Source organism: Alteromonas naphthalenivorans (assembly GCF_000213655.1).
GTDB classification, from domain to species: domain Bacteria; phylum Pseudomonadota; class Gammaproteobacteria; order Enterobacterales; family Alteromonadaceae; genus Alteromonas; species Alteromonas naphthalenivorans.
The window spans coordinates 110,311-132,192 of record NC_015554.1 but is presented as its reverse complement, the minus strand read 5'-3'; the positions used below and the strand labels follow the sequence as shown (position 1 = coordinate 132,192).

Annotated in this window: 21 protein-coding genes; 4 read left to right on the top strand and 17 right to left on the bottom strand. The window is 44.8% G+C overall.

What is annotated here, in order from left to right; genetic code table 11:
• Window positions 1–5: 5 nt before the first annotated feature.
• Window positions 6–2,978: a sensor domain-containing protein gene (locus tag AMBT_RS00560; RefSeq protein ID WP_013782609.1), complete on the bottom strand. Its 2,973-nt coding sequence runs from the start codon at window positions 2,976–2,978 to the stop codon at window positions 6–8.
• Between the two features lie 157 nt (window positions 2,979–3,135).
• Between AMBT_RS00560 and AMBT_RS00555 the strand changes: the two genes are divergently transcribed.
• Genes AMBT_RS00555 through AMBT_RS00545 form a run of 3 tightly spaced genes read left to right on the top strand, consistent with a single transcriptional unit; the run spans window position 3,136 to window position 6,551 of the window.
• Window positions 3,136–4,149 carry a serine/threonine dehydratase gene (locus AMBT_RS00555; RefSeq protein ID WP_013782608.1) on the top strand — a complete coding sequence of 338 codons (1,014 nt, stop codon included), beginning with the start codon at window positions 3,136–3,138 and terminating at the stop codon, window positions 4,147–4,149.
• A gap of 2 nt (window positions 4,150–4,151) precedes the next feature.
• Entirely contained in the window at window positions 4,152–5,888 is a 1,737-nt protein-coding gene (locus AMBT_RS00550) for an amidohydrolase (protein WP_013782607.1), read from the top strand.
• A 21-nt stretch (window positions 5,889–5,909) separates the two neighbouring features.
• Window positions 5,910–6,551, top strand: a complete 642-nt coding sequence (locus AMBT_RS00545; RefSeq protein WP_013782606.1) for an MBL fold metallo-hydrolase — start codon at window positions 5,910–5,912, stop codon at window positions 6,549–6,551.
• 119 nt (window positions 6,552–6,670) lie between these two features.
• Here the strand turns inward: AMBT_RS00545 and AMBT_RS00540 are convergent, their stop codons facing one another.
• Window positions 6,671–7,186, bottom strand: coding sequence for a lactoylglutathione lyase family protein (locus tag AMBT_RS00540; protein ID WP_013782605.1), 516 nt, complete (start codon window positions 7,184–7,186; stop codon window positions 6,671–6,673).
• Window positions 7,187–7,285: 99 nt separating this feature from the next.
• Here AMBT_RS00540 and AMBT_RS00535 point away from each other — a divergent pair, with 99 nt between their 5' ends.
• Window positions 7,286–8,233, top strand: coding sequence for a LysR family transcriptional regulator (locus AMBT_RS00535; protein WP_013782604.1), 948 nt, complete (start codon window positions 7,286–7,288; stop codon window positions 8,231–8,233).
• Between the two features lie 39 nt (window positions 8,234–8,272).
• On the opposite strand, the gene AMBT_RS22065 is transcribed toward AMBT_RS00535, so the two are convergent.
• From AMBT_RS22065 to fabV, 15 genes are all read right to left on the bottom strand, one after another.
• The gene (locus AMBT_RS22065; protein WP_083820118.1) at window positions 8,273–8,758 is read right to left on the bottom strand and encodes an alginate export family protein; all 486 of its coding nucleotides are present in this window, start codon (window positions 8,756–8,758) and stop codon (window positions 8,273–8,275) included.
• 138 nt (window positions 8,759–8,896) lie between these two features.
• Window positions 8,897–9,751: a class II glutamine amidotransferase gene (locus tag AMBT_RS00525; protein WP_013782602.1), complete on the bottom strand. Its 855-nt coding sequence runs from the start codon at window positions 9,749–9,751 to the stop codon at window positions 8,897–8,899.
• 92 nt (window positions 9,752–9,843) lie between these two features.
• A complete protein-coding gene (locus tag AMBT_RS21800) occupies window positions 9,844–10,218 on the bottom strand; it encodes an S-methyl thiohydantoin desulfurase domain-containing protein (RefSeq protein ID WP_148259064.1) in 375 nt (124 codons plus the stop codon).
• Window positions 10,219–10,319: 101 nt separating this feature from the next.
• The gene (locus AMBT_RS00515; protein ID WP_013782600.1) at window positions 10,320–11,195 is read right to left on the bottom strand and encodes an MBL fold metallo-hydrolase; all 876 of its coding nucleotides are present in this window, start codon (window positions 11,193–11,195) and stop codon (window positions 10,320–10,322) included.
• A gap of 65 nt (window positions 11,196–11,260) precedes the next feature.
• On the bottom strand, window positions 11,261–11,524 hold the full coding sequence (locus AMBT_RS00510) for a DUF1653 domain-containing protein (protein WP_013782599.1): 264 nt from the start codon (window positions 11,522–11,524) through the stop codon (window positions 11,261–11,263).
• A gap of 162 nt (window positions 11,525–11,686) precedes the next feature.
• On the bottom strand, window positions 11,687–12,760 hold the full coding sequence (gene dinB, locus AMBT_RS00505; protein ID WP_013782598.1) for a DNA polymerase IV: 1,074 nt from the start codon (window positions 12,758–12,760) through the stop codon (window positions 11,687–11,689).
• Window positions 12,761–13,013: 253 nt separating this feature from the next.
• Window positions 13,014–13,247 carry a (Na+)-NQR maturation NqrM gene (nqrM, locus tag AMBT_RS00500; RefSeq protein ID WP_013782597.1) on the bottom strand — a complete coding sequence of 78 codons (234 nt, stop codon included), beginning with the start codon at window positions 13,245–13,247 and terminating at the stop codon, window positions 13,014–13,016.
• Window positions 13,248–13,257: 10 nt separating this feature from the next.
• Complete coding sequence (locus tag AMBT_RS00495) at window positions 13,258–14,289, bottom strand: FAD:protein FMN transferase (protein WP_013782596.1); 1,032 nt, start codon at window positions 14,287–14,289, stop codon at window positions 13,258–13,260.
• 66 nt (window positions 14,290–14,355) lie between these two features.
• Window positions 14,356–15,588 (bottom strand): NADH:ubiquinone reductase (Na(+)-transporting) subunit F, encoded by a 1,233-nt coding sequence (gene nqrF, locus AMBT_RS00490; protein ID WP_013782595.1) that lies wholly within the window; start codon window positions 15,586–15,588, stop codon window positions 14,356–14,358.
• A gap of 20 nt (window positions 15,589–15,608) precedes the next feature.
• Window positions 15,609–16,217 (bottom strand): NADH:ubiquinone reductase (Na(+)-transporting) subunit E, encoded by a 609-nt coding sequence (gene nqrE / locus AMBT_RS00485; RefSeq protein ID WP_013782594.1) that lies wholly within the window; start codon window positions 16,215–16,217, stop codon window positions 15,609–15,611.
• A 3-nt stretch (window positions 16,218–16,220) separates the two neighbouring features.
• Window positions 16,221–16,853 (bottom strand): NADH:ubiquinone reductase (Na(+)-transporting) subunit D, encoded by a 633-nt coding sequence (locus AMBT_RS00480; RefSeq protein WP_013782593.1) that lies wholly within the window; start codon window positions 16,851–16,853, stop codon window positions 16,221–16,223.
• 10 nt (window positions 16,854–16,863) lie between these two features.
• Window positions 16,864–17,628 carry a Na(+)-translocating NADH-quinone reductase subunit C gene (locus AMBT_RS00475; RefSeq protein ID WP_013782592.1) on the bottom strand — a complete coding sequence of 255 codons (765 nt, stop codon included), beginning with the start codon at window positions 17,626–17,628 and terminating at the stop codon, window positions 16,864–16,866.
• Window positions 17,618–18,820: an NADH:ubiquinone reductase (Na(+)-transporting) subunit B gene (locus tag AMBT_RS00470; RefSeq protein WP_013782591.1), complete on the bottom strand. Its 1,203-nt coding sequence runs from the start codon at window positions 18,818–18,820 to the stop codon at window positions 17,618–17,620. Before AMBT_RS00470 ends, AMBT_RS00475 begins: the two co-directional genes overlap by 11 nt.
• 2 nt (window positions 18,821–18,822) lie before the next feature.
• Window positions 18,823–20,163, bottom strand: coding sequence for a Na(+)-translocating NADH-quinone reductase subunit A (locus AMBT_RS00465; RefSeq protein ID WP_013782590.1), 1,341 nt, complete (start codon window positions 20,161–20,163; stop codon window positions 18,823–18,825).
• A 475-nt stretch (window positions 20,164–20,638) separates the two neighbouring features.
• The gene (gene fabV / locus AMBT_RS00460) at window positions 20,639–21,817 is read right to left on the bottom strand and encodes an enoyl-ACP reductase FabV (RefSeq protein ID WP_013782589.1); all 1,179 of its coding nucleotides are present in this window, start codon (window positions 21,815–21,817) and stop codon (window positions 20,639–20,641) included.
• Window positions 21,818–21,882: the final 65 nt, after the last annotated feature.

The window sequence follows — 21,882 nt, the reverse complement described above, 5'->3', positions numbered from 1 at the left end:
TTCTCCTAAACAGACACGAGTTTTGTAAGCCACTGTACGCGATGGGCAAGGGGCTTAGGCTTGTCTAAGGCAAAACCTTGACCATAGTCTACCTGTAGTGCCTTTAGTACATTTGCCGTTGCGGTATCTACCACAAACTCCGCCACCGTTTGCTTACCCATACTGTGAGCAATATTATTTATCGCAGTAACTGTAGCATGATCAATCGGATCGTGAACAATATTTCGAACGAAGGAACCGTCAATCTTGACGTAATCAACATCCAAGTTTTTAAGGTAAGTGAACGACGACATTCCGGCACCAAAGTCGTCGAGGGCAAAGCTGCACCCTATTTCCCGAAGGGTGGAAATAAAATGTTTGGCCGCACTTAAGTTAGTGACGGCTGTGGTTTCTGTGATTTCAAAGCAAATTTTTTCTAGTGGTACTGTCGTACCTTGAAGCCGCTGGGTAATTTTTAACAAGGTGATTTCATCGCCGAGGGTAATTCCCGACAAGTTAATCGCTACTTTAGCCACATTGTCTACATGCAGTGGATTGGCCTCTAATGTCTTTAGTGTATTGTCTACCACCCAGTAGTCCACTTTGTTCATCAAGCCATGACGCTCGGCAAGAGGTATAAACAAACCTGGGCTAATAAGCGTGCCATCACTTCCGGTTAAGCGTATAAGAATTTCATAGTGTTCAAGGCCGTTGGTATCGTCTTCAGTTATGCCATTAAGGGGCATAATGGCTTGGCTATATAATTCAAAACCATCGAACTGCAGCGCTTTATGCAGGGTGTGTAATACATCATTTTCGCTGTTATCCATGTTCAGTTGTGCATCGTGAGCATGGTAAACAAAGTATCTATTTCGTCCTAAATGCTTGGCCTTGTAGCAGGCATTGTCAGCGGCCTTGATAAGCTCTGCCGCATTATGTTCTTGTGGATTTATTTCAATGACACCAATGCTCGCCCCAACGAAAAATAGCTTATCTTCATACATAAACCGGTAAGTAGAGATAGCCTTTAACAGCTTATCGAGCTTTATTTTTACCTTATCGAGAGGCTGTTCGTGATAAATAATACAAAATTCGTCGCCCCCTATTCGGGCAAGCAAGTCTTTGTCGCTAATGTGCTGCCGAAATATAGTAGACACTTCTTGAAGTAACTTATCGCCAGCGGGGTGACCACAGCTGTCGTTGACTAACTTAAACCTGTCCATGTCAATAAAGCACATTACGCCAGGATTAGTGGTATTAGCCGAGATTAGTGAAGGGTATATGGTAGTGACGTTGTCTCTTTTCACGTCTGTATTTTTATCAGGCGTATCGGCTGAATTCGCCTCTAAAATATCACGGAGTTGTTTGTCAAAAGCATAGCGGTTGAGTAGACCTGTGAGTTGATCATGATTGGCCTGATAGGCGACTTCTTCTTGCAGCGCCTGCTCTTTGGTTACATCTTTTGCAATACCTTCCACTGCAATTAGGGCACCAGACTCATTCAAGATAGGCGTATCTGAAAACTCTAGTACCAATTCTTTTCCTTCACAGCTGGTGTAGTGAACCAAATAAGGATCGGGTTTTACCCCCTGCCCCGATTTCATTCGTATATTGAAGGTCTCATCAGGTATTTTCCTTACCAGTCGAGACTCTTTTTCGATGAAATAGTCTGGCGTAAACCCCAAAATAGTTTCAATCCCAGCACTCACATAAATAAACTTATGCTCAGCAGTTTTGGTATAAACGAAGTGTCTATGCATGCCATCGACAAGCCTCCTATAGCGCTCTTCGCTATTCTTAAGTGCTCGCTGAGCTTTGAATCTTTCTGTGACATCCCTAGCGGTTAAGGCAATATTGTCACCCGCCTTAACCACTTGTACCTTAAGCCATTCAGGCGCAATTTTACTTTCCTTAATAGCGACGTACTCTTCAAAGGGCGTGTTGTTTGTTGCCACCGCAACAACACTATCAAACAGGTCAGCTTTGCCTAGCAGCGTTAACTGAGCTTTCAGTGTTTTAGTGCTTAACTCTGCACATGCCCCACGAAATAGAAGTCGACTGTAGCGGTTTGCTTCAACTAATTCATAATCATTGCCTGCAGGGCGATAAATAACTAACGCATCTAATGAGGCCTCACTTGCCGTAAGGTAGCGCTTTTGACTAATCGATAGACGCACCGCACCTTTCATTTGCTTATGAAAAATCCAGCTGGCCAATGCCGACATGAAAAGCCCTATTACCGCAACTAATACACCAGCACTATAACGCCCCACTTCGGTCTGCATAGACAGCGAAAACTGACGACCTATAAATGAAAAAGGCTCAGTAGTAATAACGGTTCCATCATTAACCAACTCACCATTGCTAAATAGGGTGTGCCCCGAGTCTCGAAGCGCAAAATTAAACTGAGGACCTTCTAGCTCGCCTAGCATAACGCCCAAAATAGTTTGCGCATCAAAGCCCGCCAATAAGTACCCGTGATTAAGTTCTTGAGGGCTAATAGAGCGACCAACAACAATATGGTAGTGACCCGTTGCTGACGAATGTACCAATGTGCTCGCCAACGATTCAGCCAGAGCGGGAATAGTTAGCCCTACCGACGCGAGTGGCTGACCGATAAGTTCGTTCGATAAGCGGGTTTTCATTCCATGGGAGGGCGTAGCAACCCATTGAATAACGCCGTTCTGATCAGCAAATGTTAGCGAACTATAGCCGCGCTGCATCCCCATCAACGACATTGCTTGCGCATTAAACCAATCTACCTGGTTGGGCGCAAAGGTTGGCCAGTTACGCATTAAATTGTGAACGGCTTGGATGCGTTCGGTAGAGAATACTTCCAAGCTAATTTTTACCTGCTCTGCCACTGACTGGGCTTTTGAAACTCTTACGCGCTTATCTTCTTTATCCAGATAAACACCAGCAGAAATAAAAAGTAAGGAAAGAAAAACGAACAACACTAGCGGAAGCCCGTAAATACGGTGGGTAGATCTTGAGCGCATTTCGATTACCTCTCATTCGAGAGAAAAGGACTTTAAACTGCTATTGTGAACATTTTATGAAATGGCCTTTTAATATTTAAGTGGTAGGGTATAACTTTACACATAAATGATTACGTTTAGATAAACGTGTTTCCCATGCAGATACAAGGCGTTACTCATGCACTCAAGCGAAACCCAACTCTCCTACTCCGACGTTGTACAAGCGTATGGCAGAATAAAAGACCACGTAAAGCGTACGCCCATTATGGAATCGAGCTTGTTAAATAAGTGGATGGGACACCGTATTTTATTCAAAGCTGAGTGCCTTCAAACCATAGGCGCGTTTAAGCTTCGCGGCGCACTAAATTTCTTGGCCCACTTAGATGAAGGTGGTGAACTACCTAAAAAGGTGGTGGCAAATAGTTCAGGTAATCATGCTCAAGCCGTGGCATACGCCGCCTCAAAATATGGCATTCCCGCGACTATTTTCGCTAGCGAAACCATTTCTCCGATTAAAGCAGCAGCCACTGAAAGTTATGGTGCAACACTTAAGTTGTTCCCCACTCGCCAAGAAGCAGATATCGCCGTGGACAATGCAGCCGAAGAAGAAGGGATTGTGTGGATCCCACCTTTCAACCATCCAGACATAGTGGCAGGTCAAGGCACCGCGGCCATGGAAGCGTTAGAAGATACAGGAAAGGTAGATGCTATCTTTGCACCTTGTGGCGGTGGTGGCCTGTTATCGGGCACGTTGCTTGCGGCCCGTGCGTTACAACCCGATGCGTTAGTGATTGGAGCTGAACCACTGGCTGCCAACGATGCATCTCAGTCATTACAGCAAGGCGAAATAGTAGCCCTTGATGCGCCGCCAGTAACCCTTGCCGACGGCGCAGCAACGCCCTCGGTTGGCAATGTAACCTTTCCGCTATTACAAGCGCTTGATGATTTTTACGAAGTGGATGAACTACAAATAGCCTATTGGACGCAATGGCTACAGCACCTATTAAAACTCCATATAGAGCCCACTTGTGCCATGAGTATGGCAGCCGTTGCTGCTTGGGCTGCTAACACGCCACCAGGGCAAACGGCATTGGTTATGCTATCAGGCGGCAATATAAGCCAAGCCTCTATGGCCGAAATTTGGCAGCGCGACTTTTTACTACAACCCCCTATTATTAACATGGAAGAATAAGCATGCTAAAAATGCACGTTAATACAACAGAAAGAGTAAGTGGAATTACCCCTAATCAAAGTAACAGATACGGCATTAAACGCTTCATTCTTAAATTCGGTGGCGCGCTTGCTATAGCCACACTATCGGGTGTCGCGTGTGCAGCAACACTTTTTACCAACGTAAAAGGTTACACGCTGAATGAAGATGCTGAGCTAGTATCGTTCACATCGATTCTTATAGACGAAGGCAAAGTGCTTTCTCTCGATATAAAAGCAGATGAGACCACTGCTCAAACGTTAAATATTACCAACACCATTGATGGTAAAGGCCGCGTAATGTTGCCGGGGCTTATTGATGCGCACGGGCATTTATTGGGCTTAGGTGCCAACCTACTTGAAGTTAATTTACGTGAAAGTACCAGTGCTGCCAATGCCGCTGATAGCGTAGCAGAATATGCACTGGCGAATAGCACGCAACCATGGATTACTGGCCGAGGGTGGAACCAAGAATTATGGTCTGATAGAGCCTTTCCCACCAGTGCTGATTTGGATAAAAAAGTGTCCGACCGGCCGGTATGGCTAACTCGTGTAGATCGCCATGCGGGTTGGGCTAATACCAAAACCCTCACCTTGGCGGGTATTACCAAAGACACCCCCACGCCGGTGGGCGGTGAGATAGTTAAAGATGCCAACGGCGAGCCAACTGGGGTATTAATTGACAATGCCATGGCATTAGTCGAACCCTATGTACCAACACAGAGCAATGCGGTTTATAAACGCCAACTTGATGCCGCAGGTAAGCACTTACTATCAAATGGTATCACGTCGATGCATGATGCGGGTGTCGGACGTGGTGTGTACGACTTCTATATTAAACAAGCAGTTCAAGCTGAATTACCCATTCGAATATACGCCATGATAAGCGCCACTGACCCTGACTTAAGTAAACTACTTGGAAAAGGGCCAATACGGGACGCTAACGATTATTTGTACATTCGTTCAGTCAAAGCTTACGGTGACGGAGCCCTTGGCAGTAGAGGCGCAGCCTTATTAGCTCCCTACTCTGACGCTCCCCACCAGCATGGTTTATTACTCACTCAACCTGAGGACATGACGCCGTTATTTACGTCGGTCATCGGTGCTGGGTTTCAATTGAATTACCACGCTATTGGCGACAAAGCGAATCATGTTGCGCTTAATGAATTTGAAAAAACATTTGCTGCTATTGGCGGTAGTGAATTACGTAACCGAATAGAACATGCGCAAGTTATCGCGCCTGAAGATCTCGCTCGTTTTGCCGAGTTAGATGTATTGCCATCCATGCAACCAACACATGCCACCAGCGATAAAAATATGGCTGAAGATCGTATCGGAAAAGACAGAATGGAAGGTGCTTATGCGTGGCAAACTTTACTTGAATCAGGCATTCCTTTGCCATTAGGCTCAGATTTTCCTGTCGAATTGGCAAACCCATTTTATGGTTTGCACGCTGCGGTAACCCGTCAAGACAGAGACAATCAACCGGTGAAAGGCTGGTATGCACACGAAGCGCTTACTATTGAGCAAGCCTTTAAAGGCTTTACATTAGATGCCGCTTACGCGGGACATATGGAAGATACACTTGGCACCCTTACACCGGGCAAATGGGCTGATTTTATTCTGGTTGATCAAGATATCTTCACCATTGATAAAAAAGATATTTGGAAAACCCAAGTGCATGCTACCTACATAGCAGGCAAACAAGTGTTTTCGAAATAGCCGTTGTTGGGAGGCAGCACATTGGAAATTGTTATTATACCGGTTACGCCATTTGCTCAAAACTGTTCGCTTATTTGGGACGCAGGTAGTAAACAGGGGGCATTTGTTGACCCTGGCGGAGATATACAGAAACTTATCGGCGCGGCGTCGGATAATCAGGTCACTATTGAAAAAATCATTCTTACCCACGGTCATTTAGACCATGTAGGTGGCACCGTCGAACTGGCTAAACATTACGATGTGCCGATAATAGGGCCACATCTGGGGGACAAGTTTTGGCTAGATGCCCTTATGCAGCAAAGCCAAATGTTTGGCTTTCCACCTGCCACGCCCTTTGTGCCTAACCAATGGTTAAATGACAAAGATACCATTTCAGTTGGCGAGCTAACGCTTGAGGTGCTGCACTGTCCGGGACATACCCCTGGCCATGTGGTTCTGGTGGAGCGAACGAGTAACAAGGTTATTGTAGGTGATGTGATTTTTGCAGGCTCGATTGGGCGCACTGATTTCCCTCAGGGAAATCATCAACAGCTAATCGATTCAATAAACGCGAATATTTTAACGCTGCCTGACGATATGGAGATTTATCCTGGTCATGGCCCTACCACCACGGTAGCAAAAGAAAAAGCCAGCAACCCTTATGTTGCGGGGCAATGGGGTTAAGTGCTAATAGAAGTACCAATACGGTAGCTTTCCTGCCCATTAAAAAGGCGAGTGAGCCACTCGCCTTTACCTATTGTGCTTCTTTATCTATTGCCTTCTTTACCTATTGCCTTCTTTACCTATTGATAGGCACCGCTGGCATAATGAAGTTCATAGCTGTGGCTATAAATTTCTAAAATGTTGCCAAACGGGTCTTCCATGTAAATCATGCGGTAAGGCTTCTCGCCTGGGTAATAGTAACGCGGTGCTTTCATGCGCTTTTTACCACCGGCTTCTACAATTTTTTCTGCCAAGCCTTCAACGTCAGGGTCTTGAACACAGAAATGGAACACGCCCGTTTTCCAGTATTCGAAGTTATTTTCAGGGTTTTCCTGATTTTTAAACTCGAAAATTTCTACACCCACACGGTCGCCCGTTGAAAGGTGAGCAATACGGAATTTATCCCAACCTGCACCAAATACGTCGGTACACATCTCGCCAATGGCTGAATCATCTTCAACAATCTCAGTGGGCTTCATAATTAAGTACCAGCCTAGTACTTCAGTGTAAAATTTAACTGCGGCATCAAGGTCTGGAACCGAAATACCAATGTGCGAAAATGTACGTGGATAAGGGGTGTTAACTGCTTCAGTCATCGTTATCTCCTCGGAGTAAAGTATGCACGTATATTAACTAGACAAAGCAAACACTAGAAATTATGATTAATTCTCAAATCCATAATTTTAATTTATACCATGCTAAATCCACAGTGGCTTGATACGTTCAAAGTGCTAGTAGAAACGGGGAATTTTACCCGTACCGCAGAACAACGATTTATGACGCAGCCCGGTGTGAGCCAACACATAAAAAAGTTGGAAGTAGCCTGTGGCTGTGAGTTGCTCATTCGCTTGGGTAAAGGTGTAGAGTTAACTGAACAAGGGCAACGGGTTTACGACTATGCGCAAAGCTTGAGTAAGCATGAACAGGCACTCATAGAAAGCTTAAAGTTTGATGCGCCCTACGAAGGAAAGTGTTTAATTGGTTGCTCGGGTGCGTTGGCTCAGCGTTTGTACCCTGTACTTGTTGAGCTACAGGTTGCCCATCCGAGTTTGAGTATACATTTAGAAGTTGCGCCCAACCGAACCATCCTCAATAGCATTCACGCATCTACTCTAGAATTAGGCATCGTCACGCAACAACCGGATGAAGAATTGTTTTCGTCTGAAAAGATCGGTAGCGAATCTTTGGGGCTTATATTGCCCAAAGGTGCTCTTGGTAATTTAAGTACGAATAGTGCTGATAATAGTGCTGATAATGCTAGAAGTAGCCAAGAGAAAGACATTGCCGATATCTTGCTATCGCTTGGGTTAATTAACCACCCCGACGCCATGCACTACCTAAAACTTTACTTTAGCCACTCGGGCGAGCAGGCCCTAATGCAATTAGATCCTAGTCGGTTGCCAAAGCGTGGTTACATTAATCAGCTGTCTCAAATTTTATTACCCGTAAGCAAAGGGCTGGGCTTTACCGTACTGCCCATTAAAGTACTTGATAGCTTTACCAACGCCACTGAAAGTTTAACGATATACCCCGCCACAAACGATGTTGCCGAACCTCTTTACTTTGTGAAAACGCCCCACCGTTCGTTGCCATTACGTTATCAAAAAATTCAGTCGTTGATTGTAGAAACCCTCAACGCATAGTCGCTCTACGTTTAAACAATCGCAGTAAGGTTTCTTTGGCTAAAATTGATAGCTCAATTGCACATAACCGAAGCGCGTGGTGGAGGTAGGCAAACCCTCTTGCTCTCGTATCGACTCAAGGTAATTGCCCGCGAACAATAGCGAGAAACCTGCATCAAACATCCATGCTTTATCGTCTGTCCAAAAACGGATACGGGAATCGACTGTGTGGCCAATATCATCACCGCTTTGCCCTGACGGATCCTGATATTTACCAATAACAAAGCTATCTGTGTTTGACGACAAGGTAGCGGCAGAATAATGAATCCTGCCATCCCAGTTTGCATGTGGGCGAAACTCAACGCGAAACCCTGTCGCAGTTAGGTTTGCAGGTGTTAACGGCCCATGAATAGAAGTATTGTTTAAGTCGGTGCGCCTGCCACCAAATAACCGTTCAAACTGATCATAGCGGTTGTCATTGGGGTTATCATCACCACTGGTGTAATAGTGCTGAAAGGCTAGGTTTGGGTTTAGCCAGTGATTAATTGAACCATCATAGAACTGCGGAGCATTAACGTATGCTTCGGCAAGTCACATATGAAATTTGTAATATATGGATATTCAGATATGTAAGGGTGGAAGTCAATTACAGTACGGTGACAATTACGTGACAGTTGTGACTTTCTAAGGATTGAGCTTGAGTGAGTTAGCGCTAGGATCAGGGCTCGGACTTGTCATGGCCGCTTCAGATTTGTGCACAGGAACATCCACTTTACCGCTGGCAATCACCTCGCCTTGCTGCCATAGTTTCCATTCACCACGCTCGTAAATATCCCATTGTTCGTCATGAGTTAGTGGCGCAGTGGCAATGATACTCACCACATCGTTGGGTGTGGTTTCTGCAGCAAAATCAATCTCTACCTCCACGTCGCTGAGGCAAGCTGGGCCAAACGGGGCACGGCGGGTAATGCTCGCCATTTTGGTGCTACAAAATGAAAACAACCAGTCGCCATTGCTTAATAAACAATTGAATACGCCCTGCTCTGCGTAGCCTTTTGCGATATCCACCAGTGTATCGGCCAATTGTTGCGGCATCGCATCACGAGGCAAGTTCTCGCGCACCTGATTCATTAAGTCGCAGAACATGGCTTCGCTGTCGGTATCCCCAACGGCTTCATACATGCCTTCACGAGGTACAAAGTTAGGCAGCTGCCCATTGTGGGCAAACACCCAATACTTACCCCACATTTCACGGGTGAAAGGGTGGGTGTTAGCAAGGTTTATATTGCCTACATTAGCTTGGCGAATATGACAAATAGCCGTTTCGCTTTTAATCGGCAGGTGAGATACAAACTCTGCAATTTGAGAGGTAGCACAGGGCTCTGGATCGTGAAAAAGGCGAATGCCCTTGCCTTCATAAAATGCCATGCCCCAGCCATCTTTGTGCGGGCCTGTCTCGCCACCACGTCGGGTGAGACCGGTAAAGCTAAAACACAAATCAGTTGGCGTATTGGCACTCATGCCAAGCAGTTCACACACGATGCACCCTTTTTTAAAACGTTAATAGTAGCAGGCATTGAGCATAAACAAGCTTGGCGCGCTAAGCAACGCGCAATACGTCTAATTTACACCTATTTATTGTGCCTGTTTTGCAAGCTAGCTGGGCGATAAGGCGCATCTACACCAACATACGCTGGACCAAAGGTAGCTAAGCCCTTTGGGGTTAAAAATGCATCAGGCGCAGGCAAAATAATCACCGCTAACGATTGGCCAATTTCATAATGCGGATTGGTCACTGGCTCACCAGTATTCTCATCAATTACACAAATGAGATCTGGAATAGTCACATCCACTTTACCATCGTAGTAGCTGACTAGGTTTTCGTTCTTAACCCCTAACTGGTAGGTATGTCCTGCGTCATTCCCTTCATCTAGCCCTAATGCCAAAGCAGATTCCGAGGGAGTATTGATATCAGAACCTACGGTGAATAAACCTGACCCAGCCATATGAAAAGGGGCTGGTGTAGGAGCAGTATTACAACTGCTCCTTACGGTTTTTAGTTGTGCTTCCTCGGGAGCTTTGGGTAGATGCTCACTTACAGGCTTACTTAAGCTTCTTCGTAAAGTGTTGCAATCCACTTCTCTTCAGAAATGAAGCTCCACGCCCACTTATCCCATTTACTATCGAGCCCTGTTTCAGTAATTGCTTCAAGGCTCATGCCTTTTGCTTTCTGCGCTTTTACAAAGGCAAAAGTTTCTTCAATCATGGCAAGAAAGGTAGTGTACTCAGCTTTGTTGCTAAGTTCACCATGACCAGGAATGAGCACAGTATCGTCATCTATTTTCGCTAACACTTGCTTTACTGAATCAATGTAACCTTCAACACTGCCACCAGAATTCAAATCAATAAATGGAAATAACCCACTAAAGTACAAGTCACCTGTGTGCAAAACATCCGGTTGTTCAAACCACACTATGCTATCGCCGTCGGTGTGCCCTGATTCAAGATGCATAATGTGAATGGTTTCACCGTTGAAATGTAACTTAATGCCGTTTTCATAAGTGATAGCGGGTAGCGCATCTGGCGATACTTTTTCATCGTTGGCTAATCGAACGCGCACGTTATCGTGGGCGAGAATAGTCGCGCCTTTGTGGCTGTGGAAGAACGCGTTCGAGCCTGTATGGTCGCCGTGGTAATGGGTGTTAATCACATACTTTGGTTTATCGCTACCAAGCTCGCCGAGTGCCGTCGCAATTTTTTCAGCTAAAGGGGCGAATTGATCGTCAATAATTAGAATGCCATCGTCACCGGCAGAAACGCCGATATTGCCACCCATCCCCGTTAACATATGCACAGAACCTTTTAGTGCTGTTGCCTCTATTTCAACCTTTTCGAAGCGGTCTTGCGAAAAAGCGGCTGGAATGAAGGTAGTCGAGACTAAACTTGCAGCAAGTAGAAAAGTTCGGGTAAATTTGTGCGTCATTAGGGTTCCCTTAAAGAGTGCTTATTATTGAATAGATTTAAATACACTATGACCTAGTTTGCGGTTCAGATCATTTTTTCATCGTTTGGGATCTCACCAATATAAGCAAATCGAGGGACAGACTTACCTTCTACCAGCACCTCTTCTTCAAACATACTTAATGGGCGCACCCACAGGGCTTTTTCGCCATAACATGGGCGATATACCACTAAAGAAGACTCGTCTTCTGAATGTGTCGCTACTTCATAAACGTCGTAATCACTGCCTTTATAATGGCGGTAGCGACCTGGGGTTTTGAGCTCTTGGTTTTTAGGTTTTGGGGTAGTCATGATGGCTCCTGCTTTTTACTTTTTGTTAATTTGAATACGGTAGAAGTCGGACTCTGTTCATAAAGCGTCTGATAAGGTTGCTCAATTTTGAAGTTATTCACTAATCTACTCGGCTATCTACTCATCTAGGTACTCACCTATCTCGCACTTTACTTCCCCCTTCTACTCACCCTCTAGGGGTAAAGGGAGTTGATGTATGGTTTGTGCCTCACCAAGACCAATGTGCAGACCAACTAAGCGTATACCACGGCCTTTAGCACGCTCGTAAGCTTCTTGTAGTAGGGTATCAAAGTAATGCGCATTTAACGAAGGGCATCGATGCTCAACCGTGGTTAGCTGGAAGTCTTGAAATTTAAGTTTCACCCCTTGAGTACGAATACGAATAGGCTTGCCTGTGCGCTTTTCATGCGCCTGTATGCGTTCCTGAAGCTTTTCTAGTAAATGAGGCATAAAGTCGCGACATTCTTCCAATGAGTGAATATCGTTGCTTAGCGTGCGCTCTACGCCTATAGACTTACGTTCTCTCGATACTGACAGTTCTCGATCATCAATACCGTGAGCACGCTCCCATAATACCGCACCAAATTTACCTAATTCTTTTTGTATGCGCTCAAACGGGTAACTGCGCACATCGTTACAGGTAGCTAAGCCTAATCGTTGTAGCTTTTGCATTGTTACCTTACCTACCCCGGGAATTTTTTTAAGAGGCATAGCCCTTACAAAACTATCTAATTTATCCGGGGTAATGACACAAATACCATTAGGCTTATTCTCATCACTGGCCACTTTTGCTACGAACTTACAGGGTGCAACGCCCGCCGAGGCGGTTAACCCCAGCTCTGACTCAATTCGACTTCTAATTTCTTCAGCTATTAACGTGGCACTGCCACCGCAATATTGGCTATTGGTCACATCGAGGTAGGCTTCGTCTAACGAAAGTGGTTCGATTAAATCGGTATAGTCGGCAAATATTTCGCGGATTCGTTGGGACTCTTTTACATACGCCTCCATACGCCCTTTCACTAAGGTAAGATTTGGGCAAAGCTTGAATGCGTAAGCGGTAGCCATGGCGGAACGAACGCCATATTTACGGGCAGGGTAATTACAGGTAGAAATAACCCCTCGATGCTGAGAGCTTCCACCAATGGCAATAGGAATATTACGTAACGCGGGATTGTCACGCATTTCAACCGCAGCATAAAAGCAATCCATATCTACATGGATGATTTTTCGCATGCCGTATTGCCCCCTAAACTGCCAAACGAATTGAACAGCTCCACAAAAAACTGTATAGAAAGACAGTATTCTAAAGCATATCAATTCGCCTTACCAGCGAACAGGATGAATAGTAAGCGACTACTTACTGCACAAATAGTAAATCAAAGATAAAAAAAAGCGCGGTAAGTTTTAACTTACCGCGCATCTGAATTTATACATTGTGGCGCTTTTGCGTATTTTTTATGACTTAACAAAAAGCGACAAGATCAGATTAAAGGATCTGATTCTGTTTCCATTCATTCAATTTCTTTTCTCTCGCTTCTTCTTTTTCCATACGAGATTTTTTGCGATCGCAAGGCTCTGGGCAATCACAGGCTTTCGCGATTCCTAATGCGCCTAGTCCACCGCAACTACCTGAGATAGTTTTGCGCTGCACCAAGTAGCCAACAGCCATGGCGAGTACCATAGTGAGGAAGAAACCGAATGCTAAAATAAACGTAGACATAGCCTACTCCTTAGTTATTTACTGTTACCAGTTTATCAAATTCTGGCGTGGCATACTCTTCAAATCCATCTGCTGTGCGACGAATGAGGAATACAGCAAGTTGTTCTTGCTCTGCAAGGTTAATTGCTCGTTCCCACCCCATTACATTAAACGCTGTGGCTAAACCATCAGCAATCATTGAAGATGGATTGACTACCGTAACCGACACCAAATCATGGGTTATCGGCGAGCCGGTATTCGGGTCAATTAAGTGAGAGTAGCGTTTCCCATCTTCTTCGTAATAGTTACGATAATCACCCGATGTCGCTATGGCGTTAGTCCCTATAGACACCACTTTTTGTACCGCGCGTTCTGTCGTTACCGGCTTTTCAATCGCAATTAGCCATTCACTGCCATCGCCGCGTTCGCCTTTAACCCGCATTTCACCACCAATTTCTACAAGGTAATGCTGCAAGTTATGAGCATCTAAAATGGCTGCGACTTCATCAACACCATAACCCTTTGCAATTGTTGATAAATCAACGTAAAGCATAGGGTTTGCCTTCATAAGACCGGTTGGCGTAGTAGATAATTTCTCATAGCCTACATAATCTCGTACAGCATCGATATCGGCTTGGGTTGGCACTTTTTCAGGGCGTTTATTAGGTCCAAAACCCCACAAATTGACCAAAGGCCCAACCGTAACATCTAGCACGCCGTCACTCAAACGAGCCAACCGCAGAGCTTCGTTAACTACCGTTAATGTCTCTTTAGACACCTCGAAGTTATCAGAATAACGATATTGGTTAAATCGAGATAACTCAGACGTAGTGTCATAGGTAGACATTAATTTATTAATATTAACGAGCTCTGCATCAATCTCTTCCTGCAAGCCTTCAACTTCTTTTTCACCTTCCGCAAGCACATACTTAACATTATAAGTCGTGCCCATGGTCTGGCCTTGCAGATGCGCTACTGCAAGCGGTTTGTCGCTGCAACTTGCTATCATTAGAATACTGATAGCGATAATAGCTAACGCTATACGTGCAAAAAATCGAATCACGTTTATGGTCCTTTAACTAAACAAAAAGGGGGCTCTCGCCCCCTTTCTTACTTAATCGATTTCGGATTAACCACCGAAGTCATCAAGCATTATATTTTCGTCTTCAACACCTAGTTCTTTCAACATGTTGATAACGGCTGCGTTCATCATAGGTGGTCCACACATGTAGAACTCACAATCTTCTGGCGCAGGGTGGTCTTTCAAATAGTTCTCAAGAAGAACTTGGTGAATGAACCCAGTGTAACCTTCCCAGTTGTCCTCAGGTTGAGGATCTGAAAGGGCAACATGCCATTTGAAGTTATCGTTTTCTGCAGCTAACTCATCAAAGTCTTCTGTATAGAACATTTCACGAAGTGAACGTGCACCGTACCAGAAGCTCATCTTACGATCTGATTTTAAGCGACGAAGTTGGTCGAAGATATGTGAGCGCATTGGTGCCATACCAGCTCCACCACCAACGAATACCATTTCGTTCTCGGTTTCTTTAGCAAAGAACTCACCAAATGGACCAGAGATTGTCGCTTTGTCGCCTTCTTTAAGGCTCCAGATGTACGATGACATTTTACCAGCAGGTAGACTTAGGTTATTAGGTGGCGGCGTAGCGATACGCACGTTCAACATAATAATACCTTCTTCTTCCGGGTAGTTAGCCATTGAGTAAGCACGAATAGTTTCTTCATCTACCTTAGATTCGATATCGAAGAAGCCAAAGCGCTCCCAATCACCACGATACTCATCAGGGATTTCAAACTCTTTGTACTTAACATGATGCGCAGGGGCTTCAATTTGAATATAACCACCAGCACGGAAAGGTACGCTTTCACCGTTAGGAATCTGAAGCTTAAGTTCTTTGATGAAAGTGGCTTTGTTATCATTAGAAATAACTTCACAATCCCACTTTTTAACACCAAATACTGACTCTTCAAGTTCGATTTCCATGTCTTGCTTAATCGCAACCTGACATGACAAACGACAGCCTTCACGAGCTTCACCTTTAGTGATGTGATCAAGTTCAGTTGGAAGTATTTCACCACCACCTGAATGTACGTCTACACGACACTGACCACATGAACCACCGCCACCACATGCTGAAGATACGAAGTACCCTGCATCGGCTAGTGCACCAAGAAGCTTGCCGCCTGGCTCAGTTTTAATTGCTTTGTCTGGGTCGCCATTAATGGTGATAGTTACATCACCGCTTGGTACCAGCTTCGACTTAGCAAACATGATGATAAATACTAGCGCCAATACAATGGCAATAAACATGCCGACGCCTAGGAAAATTTCTACTTGATTCATTTATATGCTCCCGAGCTCGATTACAGCTGAATACCAGTGAATGACTGGAAGCCAAGTGCCATAAGACCCGCAATCATGAACACAGAGCCCAGACCACGAATACCATCAGGCATATCGGCATATTTAAGCTTTTCACGTACAGCGGCCAAAAGCACAATTGCGATTGCCCAACCCATACCACTTCCTACGCCGTAAACAACACTTTCGGTCAAGTTGTATTCACGTTGTACCGCGAATGCCACACCACCGAAGATAGCGCAGTTAACCGTAATTAGCGGAAGGAAGATACCAAGCGCGTTATAAAGCGCAGGGAAAAACTTGTCTAAGCTCATTTCCAAAATTTGAACCAATGCCGCGATAACGCCGATAAAGGTTAAGAAATTCAGGAAGCTTAAATCTGCATCAGGGAAACCAGCCCAAGCAAGTGCACCTGGTGCAAGAATGTTCACATAAATGATTTGGTTAACCGGTACAGAAATACCCAGTACTACGATTACCGCAACACCAAGACCCATAGCAGTTTTAACTTTCTTCGATACCGCCAAGAAGGTACACATACCTAAGAAAAGTGATAACGCCATGTTCTCAACAAAAATTGAGCGAACAAATAACGACAAATAATGTTCCATGACTTACTCCTTAGGCTCTACTTGCTCGGGACGAAGGGTACGGATAACCCAAATCATACCGCCGATTAAGAAGAATGAGCTAAATGGTAGGATTAACAAACCATTACCCTGATACCAACCACCGTTTTGAACTAAAGGAAGAATTTCGAAACCTAAAATAGTACCGAAACCAAATAGCTCTTTAATTGTACCAATAACAATCAATACGAATGAGTAACCCAAACCGTTACCAATACCATCTAAAAAGCTCATCAGAGGTGGGCTCTTCATTGCATAGGCTTCAGCACGACCCATTACGATACAGTTAGTAATAATCAAACCAACGAATACCGACAGCTGCTTCGAAATTTCGTACGAATAAGCCTTCAATATTTGGTCAACTACGATTACCAACGACGCAATGATAGTCATTTGGATGATGATACGAACGCTTGATGGTATCTGGTTACGAATCATTGAAATAAACAAGTTCGAGAACGCGACAACCGTAGTTAGCGCTAAAGACATTACCAAGGCTGTTTCTAGCTTAGTGGTAATAGCCAGTGCCGAACAAATACCCAGAACCTGTAAGGCGATAGGGTTGTTGTCCATAATTGGCCCAAAGAGGGCCTTTTTCATTTCTTTAGTATCTGCCATGAGACTCCCCTTATGAACGCCATGCCTGAGTCTTCAGGAACTGGCCGAAGCCTTGCTCGCCTACCCAGTATTGAATAGTGTTTTCAACACCTTTACTGGTTAGGGTAGCACCTGAAAGCGCATCAATAGTGTGTGGATTGCTTGGGTTTGCATTTTTAACTACGCGGATAGCCACTTCGCCATCTTCAAATAGTTTCTTTCCATCCCATTTGTCCTGCCACGCTGGGTTTTGCACTTCGCCACCTAGTCCAGGTGTTTCTTTTTGTTGATAGTAAATCAACTCACGAACTGTTTCGCCATCGGCGTCAAGGGCAAGAAAACCGTACATAAGATCCCATAGACCACTACCGTGCACAGGCAAGATAATGCGAGATACATCGCCAGCTTCGTCACGTACCAAATAAACACTGGCAACATTAGGGCGACGTTGGAAGCCAACGTTGCTGCTAGTCACTTTTGTGCTGTACTCAGTTTGCTTTGCTGCTTTATACATATCGTAATCTGGCTCTGGTGCTTCTACAAACTCACCGCTTTCCAAATCAACATAGCGAGATTCAATCTTTTCGCTATATGTACTTTCGATTGCTTTACCCGTCATGCCTGTTTCGTAAAGCCCTGCTGCGTTCAAAATGTTGCTCTTTTTATCAAGCGACGCATTAGTTTGTTGTAACGAGCGCAAGCCTACAGCGGCGCCAGATACAACAATTGAACACACAAGACAAACGGCAACTACAACGCCAATCGTTTTTCCTAAAGATTCTTTTTTAGCCGACACGAGCTACCCTCCGCTTGATATTACTTTGTGCGACGAAATAGTCGAACAGTGGCGCCCAAAGGTTGGCAAAAAGAATGGCCAACATTACACCTTCTGGGAAGGCTGGGTTTAGCACACGTACAAGTACTGTCATAAAGCCGATGAAAATACCGTATGCCCACTTACCTTGGTTGGTAAACGATGCAGACACAGGGTCTGTCGCCATAAAGAACATACCAAAGGCAAGACCACCAATAACAAAGTGCCAATATGCAGGCATAGCAAACATGTAGTTGGTATCGCTACCAATCATATTCAGCAAGGTGGCAAACACGGCTACCCCGATTGCTACACCAGCAACAATTCGCCAGCTTGCAATACGCATGTACATAATGAACAAGCCACCAATTAAGATAGCTAATGCCGAAACTTCACCCGCAGAACCTGCGATAGTTCCGAAAAAGCTATCAAACCAAAGGTCCATGTTGGCGTAATCAAGCGCGCCTGAAGCCGCTTGGCTTAATGATGTTGCACCTGAGTACCCATCAGCAGCAACCCAAACTTGGTCACCAGAGATTTGTGCAGGATAGGCGAAGTATAAGAACGCACGACCAGACAATGCAGGGTTAAGGAAGTTACGGCCAGTTCCACCGAAGACTTCTTTCGCGATAACCACACCAAAGGTAATACCTAATGCAACCTGCCAAAGCGGAATAGTTGCTGGTAACGTTAATGCGAAAAGTACCGAGGTTACGAAGAAACCTTCGTTAACTTCGTGCTTACGTACCGAAGCAAATAGTACTTCCCAGAAGCCACCAACAATAAAGGTAACTGCATAGATAGGTAACCAGAAACAGGCACCGTAGAAGAACATGCCTAGCAAACCAGAATTCGCTAAGTCTCCACCTAAGGCAGTGAATAATCCTGCTTGCCATGTATCAGGCAGTGTACCGGCACCAGCAGCAATAGCTTCTTGCGCTTGGAAACCAATGTTATACATACCGAAGAACATTGCTGGAAATGTTGCTAACCACACCAAAATCATGATGCGTTTAAGGTCAATGCTGTCACGCACGTGCGTGTTAGCTTTGTTTACTTTACCAGGAGTATAGAAAATAGTTGCCGCTGCTTCATACAGTGCATACCATTTTTCGTGCTTTCCACCTGGCTCAAAGTTCGGTTCAATCTTTTCTAAATACGCTTTTAAACCCATGACTAACCCTCTTTCTCAATCGTGGTCAAACAGTCGCGTAAAATCGGGCCGTAGTTGTATTTGCCAGGGCATACATAGGTACACAATGCCAAATCTTCTTCGTCCAACTCTAAACAACCCAATGTCTGAGCACTGTCACAATCACCAGAAATCAGATCTCTAAGCAAAAGCGTAGGGATGATATCTAGGGGCATAACGCGTTCGTAATTACCAATTGGCACCATCGAGCGCTCAGAGCCATTGGTTGTTGTTGTCATATCAAACTTCTTGCTGCCACCTAAGTGACCAAGATAAGCGCGCGTGACGGAATGCTTGTCTGAACCAGGCGTGATCCAACCAAGGAATTTCTTCTCGCGACCTTCTTTAAGCAGTGATACTTGGGTGTGGAAACGACCTAGGAAGCCGTGAACACCTTGTGCGGTTACGCCGTTTAATACGGAACCTGAAACCACACGTACGTCACCGTCTTGTTGTTCGTTTGCTAGCAACTCTTCTAAATCAGCACCGATAGTGGTACGAACTAGACGAGGATTTTTAGCAGATGGACCACCAATAGCAATAACACGACGGGCATCTAGCTCACCCGTAGTAAGCAACGCGCCAAAGGCCATTACATCTTGGTAGCTAATGTGCCAAACCGTTTTATTCAAACCAGCAGAATCCAAATAATGGATATGTGTACCTGCTAAGCCGGCTGGGTGTGGTCCTCCGAATTCTTCTACGTCTACTGCGGCATCGCCAGTGGCTACTGATGAGCCTGGAGCTTTACAAACGTAAACTTTGCCGCCACTTAACTGCGTTAACGCTTTTAAGCCGTTTACGAAGTCATCGTTGCGCTCAGCAATAATCACCGCTGGGTCCGCGGCTAGCGGATTGGTGTCCATTGCTGTAACAAAGATTGAATTTGGTACCGAGTCAAGGGCTGGAGATTTGCTAAATGGACGCGTACGTAACGCTGTCCACATACCTGACTCAACTAGGATTGATTGGAGTTGCTCCCGCTCAGTACTCGCGATTTTGTCTGCAGCAATTTTATCAAAGCTAACAGCATCACTGCCATTAACCTTAACCACTACTGATTGCAATACACGCCTTGCACCACGGTTTACCTCTACCACTTCACCCGCAGCTGGAGCAGTGAACTTAACGCCAGGATTCTTTTTGTCTTCAAAAAGCATCTGGCCTTTTTTCACTACATCGCCAACTTGGACGTGCATGGTAGGACGCATACCCACATATTCTTCTCCCAGAATGGCAACGCGTGAAACAGCAGACCCTTCAGCGATCTCCTGCTTCGGCGCTCCCTCTATTGGGAGGTCGAGACCTTTCTTGATTTTTATCATATGTAATCGCACTACTCTAATAGAAATACTCTTTTGCATGACCGCAGACAATCCTGCTTATCAGCATGCAAAAGCGTACTATTGTTAAGGTGTAGAACACCTTTAATATTTAGATTGACGGAATTTACTTACTGTTACGGTCAGCCTGTTATGAAGCCGTAACTTACATTCCAAATGTATAAGCGACGTTATACGCCTTTTCTTTTATAGACCAACAGTGAAAATTTACACTTATTTTTGTTGTTGTATTACTGCAATTAACGCTGTTGTTGAGTAGAAGTAGAATAGACCCCTACTTAATTTCGGGATTTTAGCATTAACCGAGCGGTTTGTGCCACGCAAATCATAGATAAAGAGCAACTTTTCTATAATTTAATGTAAACCCCATTTACGTTTAAGTGGTAAGTAAACAACGAAAAAGCCGTCTATTCGACGGCTCTACTCAATATTAGGCTTATTTAAGTATAGTAAACCTCTACCATTTCACGAGCGGGTCAATATCCTGTTCGTAATCAACACCTTCAACATCAAAACCAAACAGTTTTAAGAATTCGTGGTGATAACCAGCGTAATCGCTTAGTTCATGAAAGTTCTCTTGGGTCACTTTGTCCCACAAGGCTTGAATTTTAGCTTGCGTAACGTCATTGGTTTCAATGCCGTCCATGCGATAGCGGTTTGCCTCATCTAATGTGGGTGTATCACCAAATAGGCAAGTTGAGAACAACCCATGTATTTGTTCAATACAGCCCTCATGGGTCCCGTCGCGCTTCATCACTTCCTGCATTAACGAGATATAAAGCGGCATAACCGGAATGGCAGAACTGGCTTGTGTGACCAAGGCTTTCAACGAACTTACATTCGCTTCAACGAGTAATTCGGTATTTTTGCCAATGATAGCCGCGGCAGCTCTGTCTAAGTCTTCTTTTGCTTTTCCGATGGTCGCTTGACCATAGATGGGCCACGTTAGTGCTTTGCCGATATAGGTGTACGCCGTGGTCTTGCAACCTTCAGCAAGTACGCCAGCCTCTGCTAGATGATCCATCCAGCGCTCCCAATCTTCTCCGCCCATGACTTTAATGGTGTTTAAGATTTCGTCGTCATTTGCCGCCTCTAGCGTAACATCATGCACTTTATCTTTGTCGGTATCGTACGTTTTGGTGGTGTACTCACGCCCCACAGGTTTAAGCGTAGATTTATAGACCACGCCCGTATCTGGATCGGTTCTGCGCGGTGATGCCAAGCTATAAATCACAAGGTCGACCTTGCCCATATTGGCTTTAATCTTATCGATTGTTTGCGCTTTAATTTCATCTGAAAACGCATCACCGTTAATAGTTTCAGCATAAAGCCCTTTTTTAGCTGCCTGCTGATGGAAGGCTGCAGTATTGTACCAACCTGCTGTGCCAGTTTTACGTTCTGAAGGCGCTTTTTCGAAGCAAACGCCAAGGGTTTTTGCACCATAACCAAATGCAGAAGTAATACGCGATGCCAATCCGTAACCGGTTGAGCTACCAATCACTAGCACGTTTTTAGGGCCATCACCTAAGTTGCCTTTCTCTTCAATATAGGCAATTTGTTGTTCTACTGACTTTGCACAACCCACAGGATGTGCGTTTGTGCAGATAAAGCCTCTCACTTTAGGCTTGATAACCATAATCATTTTCCTTTTTTATGCGTGCGCCTATTGTAAACGTGCAAGGGCTTATAACAACTCGGAGC

Excerpts from the sequence above, each read along its gene's own strand:
- AMBT_RS00515 (WP_013782600.1), bottom strand. The coding sequence starts at position 11,195 with ATGACGCACAAATTTACCCGAACTTTTCTACTTGCTGCAAGTTTAGTC.
- AMBT_RS00555 (WP_013782608.1), top strand. The coding sequence starts at position 3,136 with ATGCACTCAAGCGAAACCCAACTCTCCTACTCCGACGTTGTACAAGCG.
- AMBT_RS00560 (WP_013782609.1), bottom strand. The coding sequence starts at position 2,978 with ATGCGCTCAAGATCTACCCACCGTATTTACGGGCTTCCGCTAGTGTTG.
- AMBT_RS00550 (WP_013782607.1), top strand. The coding sequence starts at position 4,152 with ATGCTAAAAATGCACGTTAATACAACAGAAAGAGTAAGTGGAATTACC.
- AMBT_RS00470 (WP_013782591.1), bottom strand. The coding sequence starts at position 18,820 with ATGGGTTTAAAAGCGTATTTAGAAAAGATTGAACCGAACTTTGAGCCA.
- AMBT_RS00540 (WP_013782605.1), bottom strand. The coding sequence starts at position 7,186 with ATGACTGAAGCAGTTAACACCCCTTATCCACGTACATTTTCGCACATT.
- AMBT_RS21800 (WP_148259064.1), bottom strand. The coding sequence starts at position 10,218 with ATGGCTGGGTCAGGTTTATTCACCGTAGGTTCTGATATCAATACTCCC.
- dinB (WP_013782598.1), bottom strand. The coding sequence starts at position 12,760 with ATGCGAAAAATCATCCATGTAGATATGGATTGCTTTTATGCTGCGGTT.
- AMBT_RS00510 (WP_013782599.1), bottom strand. The coding sequence starts at position 11,524 with ATGACTACCCCAAAACCTAAAAACCAAGAGCTCAAAACCCCAGGTCGC.
- nqrE (WP_013782594.1), bottom strand. The coding sequence starts at position 16,217 with ATGGAACATTATTTGTCGTTATTTGTTCGCTCAATTTTTGTTGAGAAC.
- nqrF (WP_013782595.1), bottom strand. The coding sequence starts at position 15,588 with ATGAATCAAGTAGAAATTTTCCTAGGCGTCGGCATGTTTATTGCCATT.
- AMBT_RS00535 (WP_013782604.1), top strand. The coding sequence starts at position 7,286 with ATGCTAAATCCACAGTGGCTTGATACGTTCAAAGTGCTAGTAGAAACG.
- AMBT_RS00480 (WP_013782593.1), bottom strand. The coding sequence starts at position 16,853 with ATGGCAGATACTAAAGAAATGAAAAAGGCCCTCTTTGGGCCAATTATG.
- nqrM (WP_013782597.1), bottom strand. The coding sequence starts at position 13,247 with ATGTCTACGTTTATTTTAGCATTCGGTTTCTTCCTCACTATGGTACTC.
- fabV (WP_013782589.1), bottom strand. The coding sequence starts at position 21,817 with ATGGTTATCAAGCCTAAAGTGAGAGGCTTTATCTGCACAAACGCACAT.
- AMBT_RS00465 (WP_013782590.1), bottom strand. The coding sequence starts at position 20,163 with ATGATAAAAATCAAGAAAGGTCTCGACCTCCCAATAGAGGGAGCGCCG.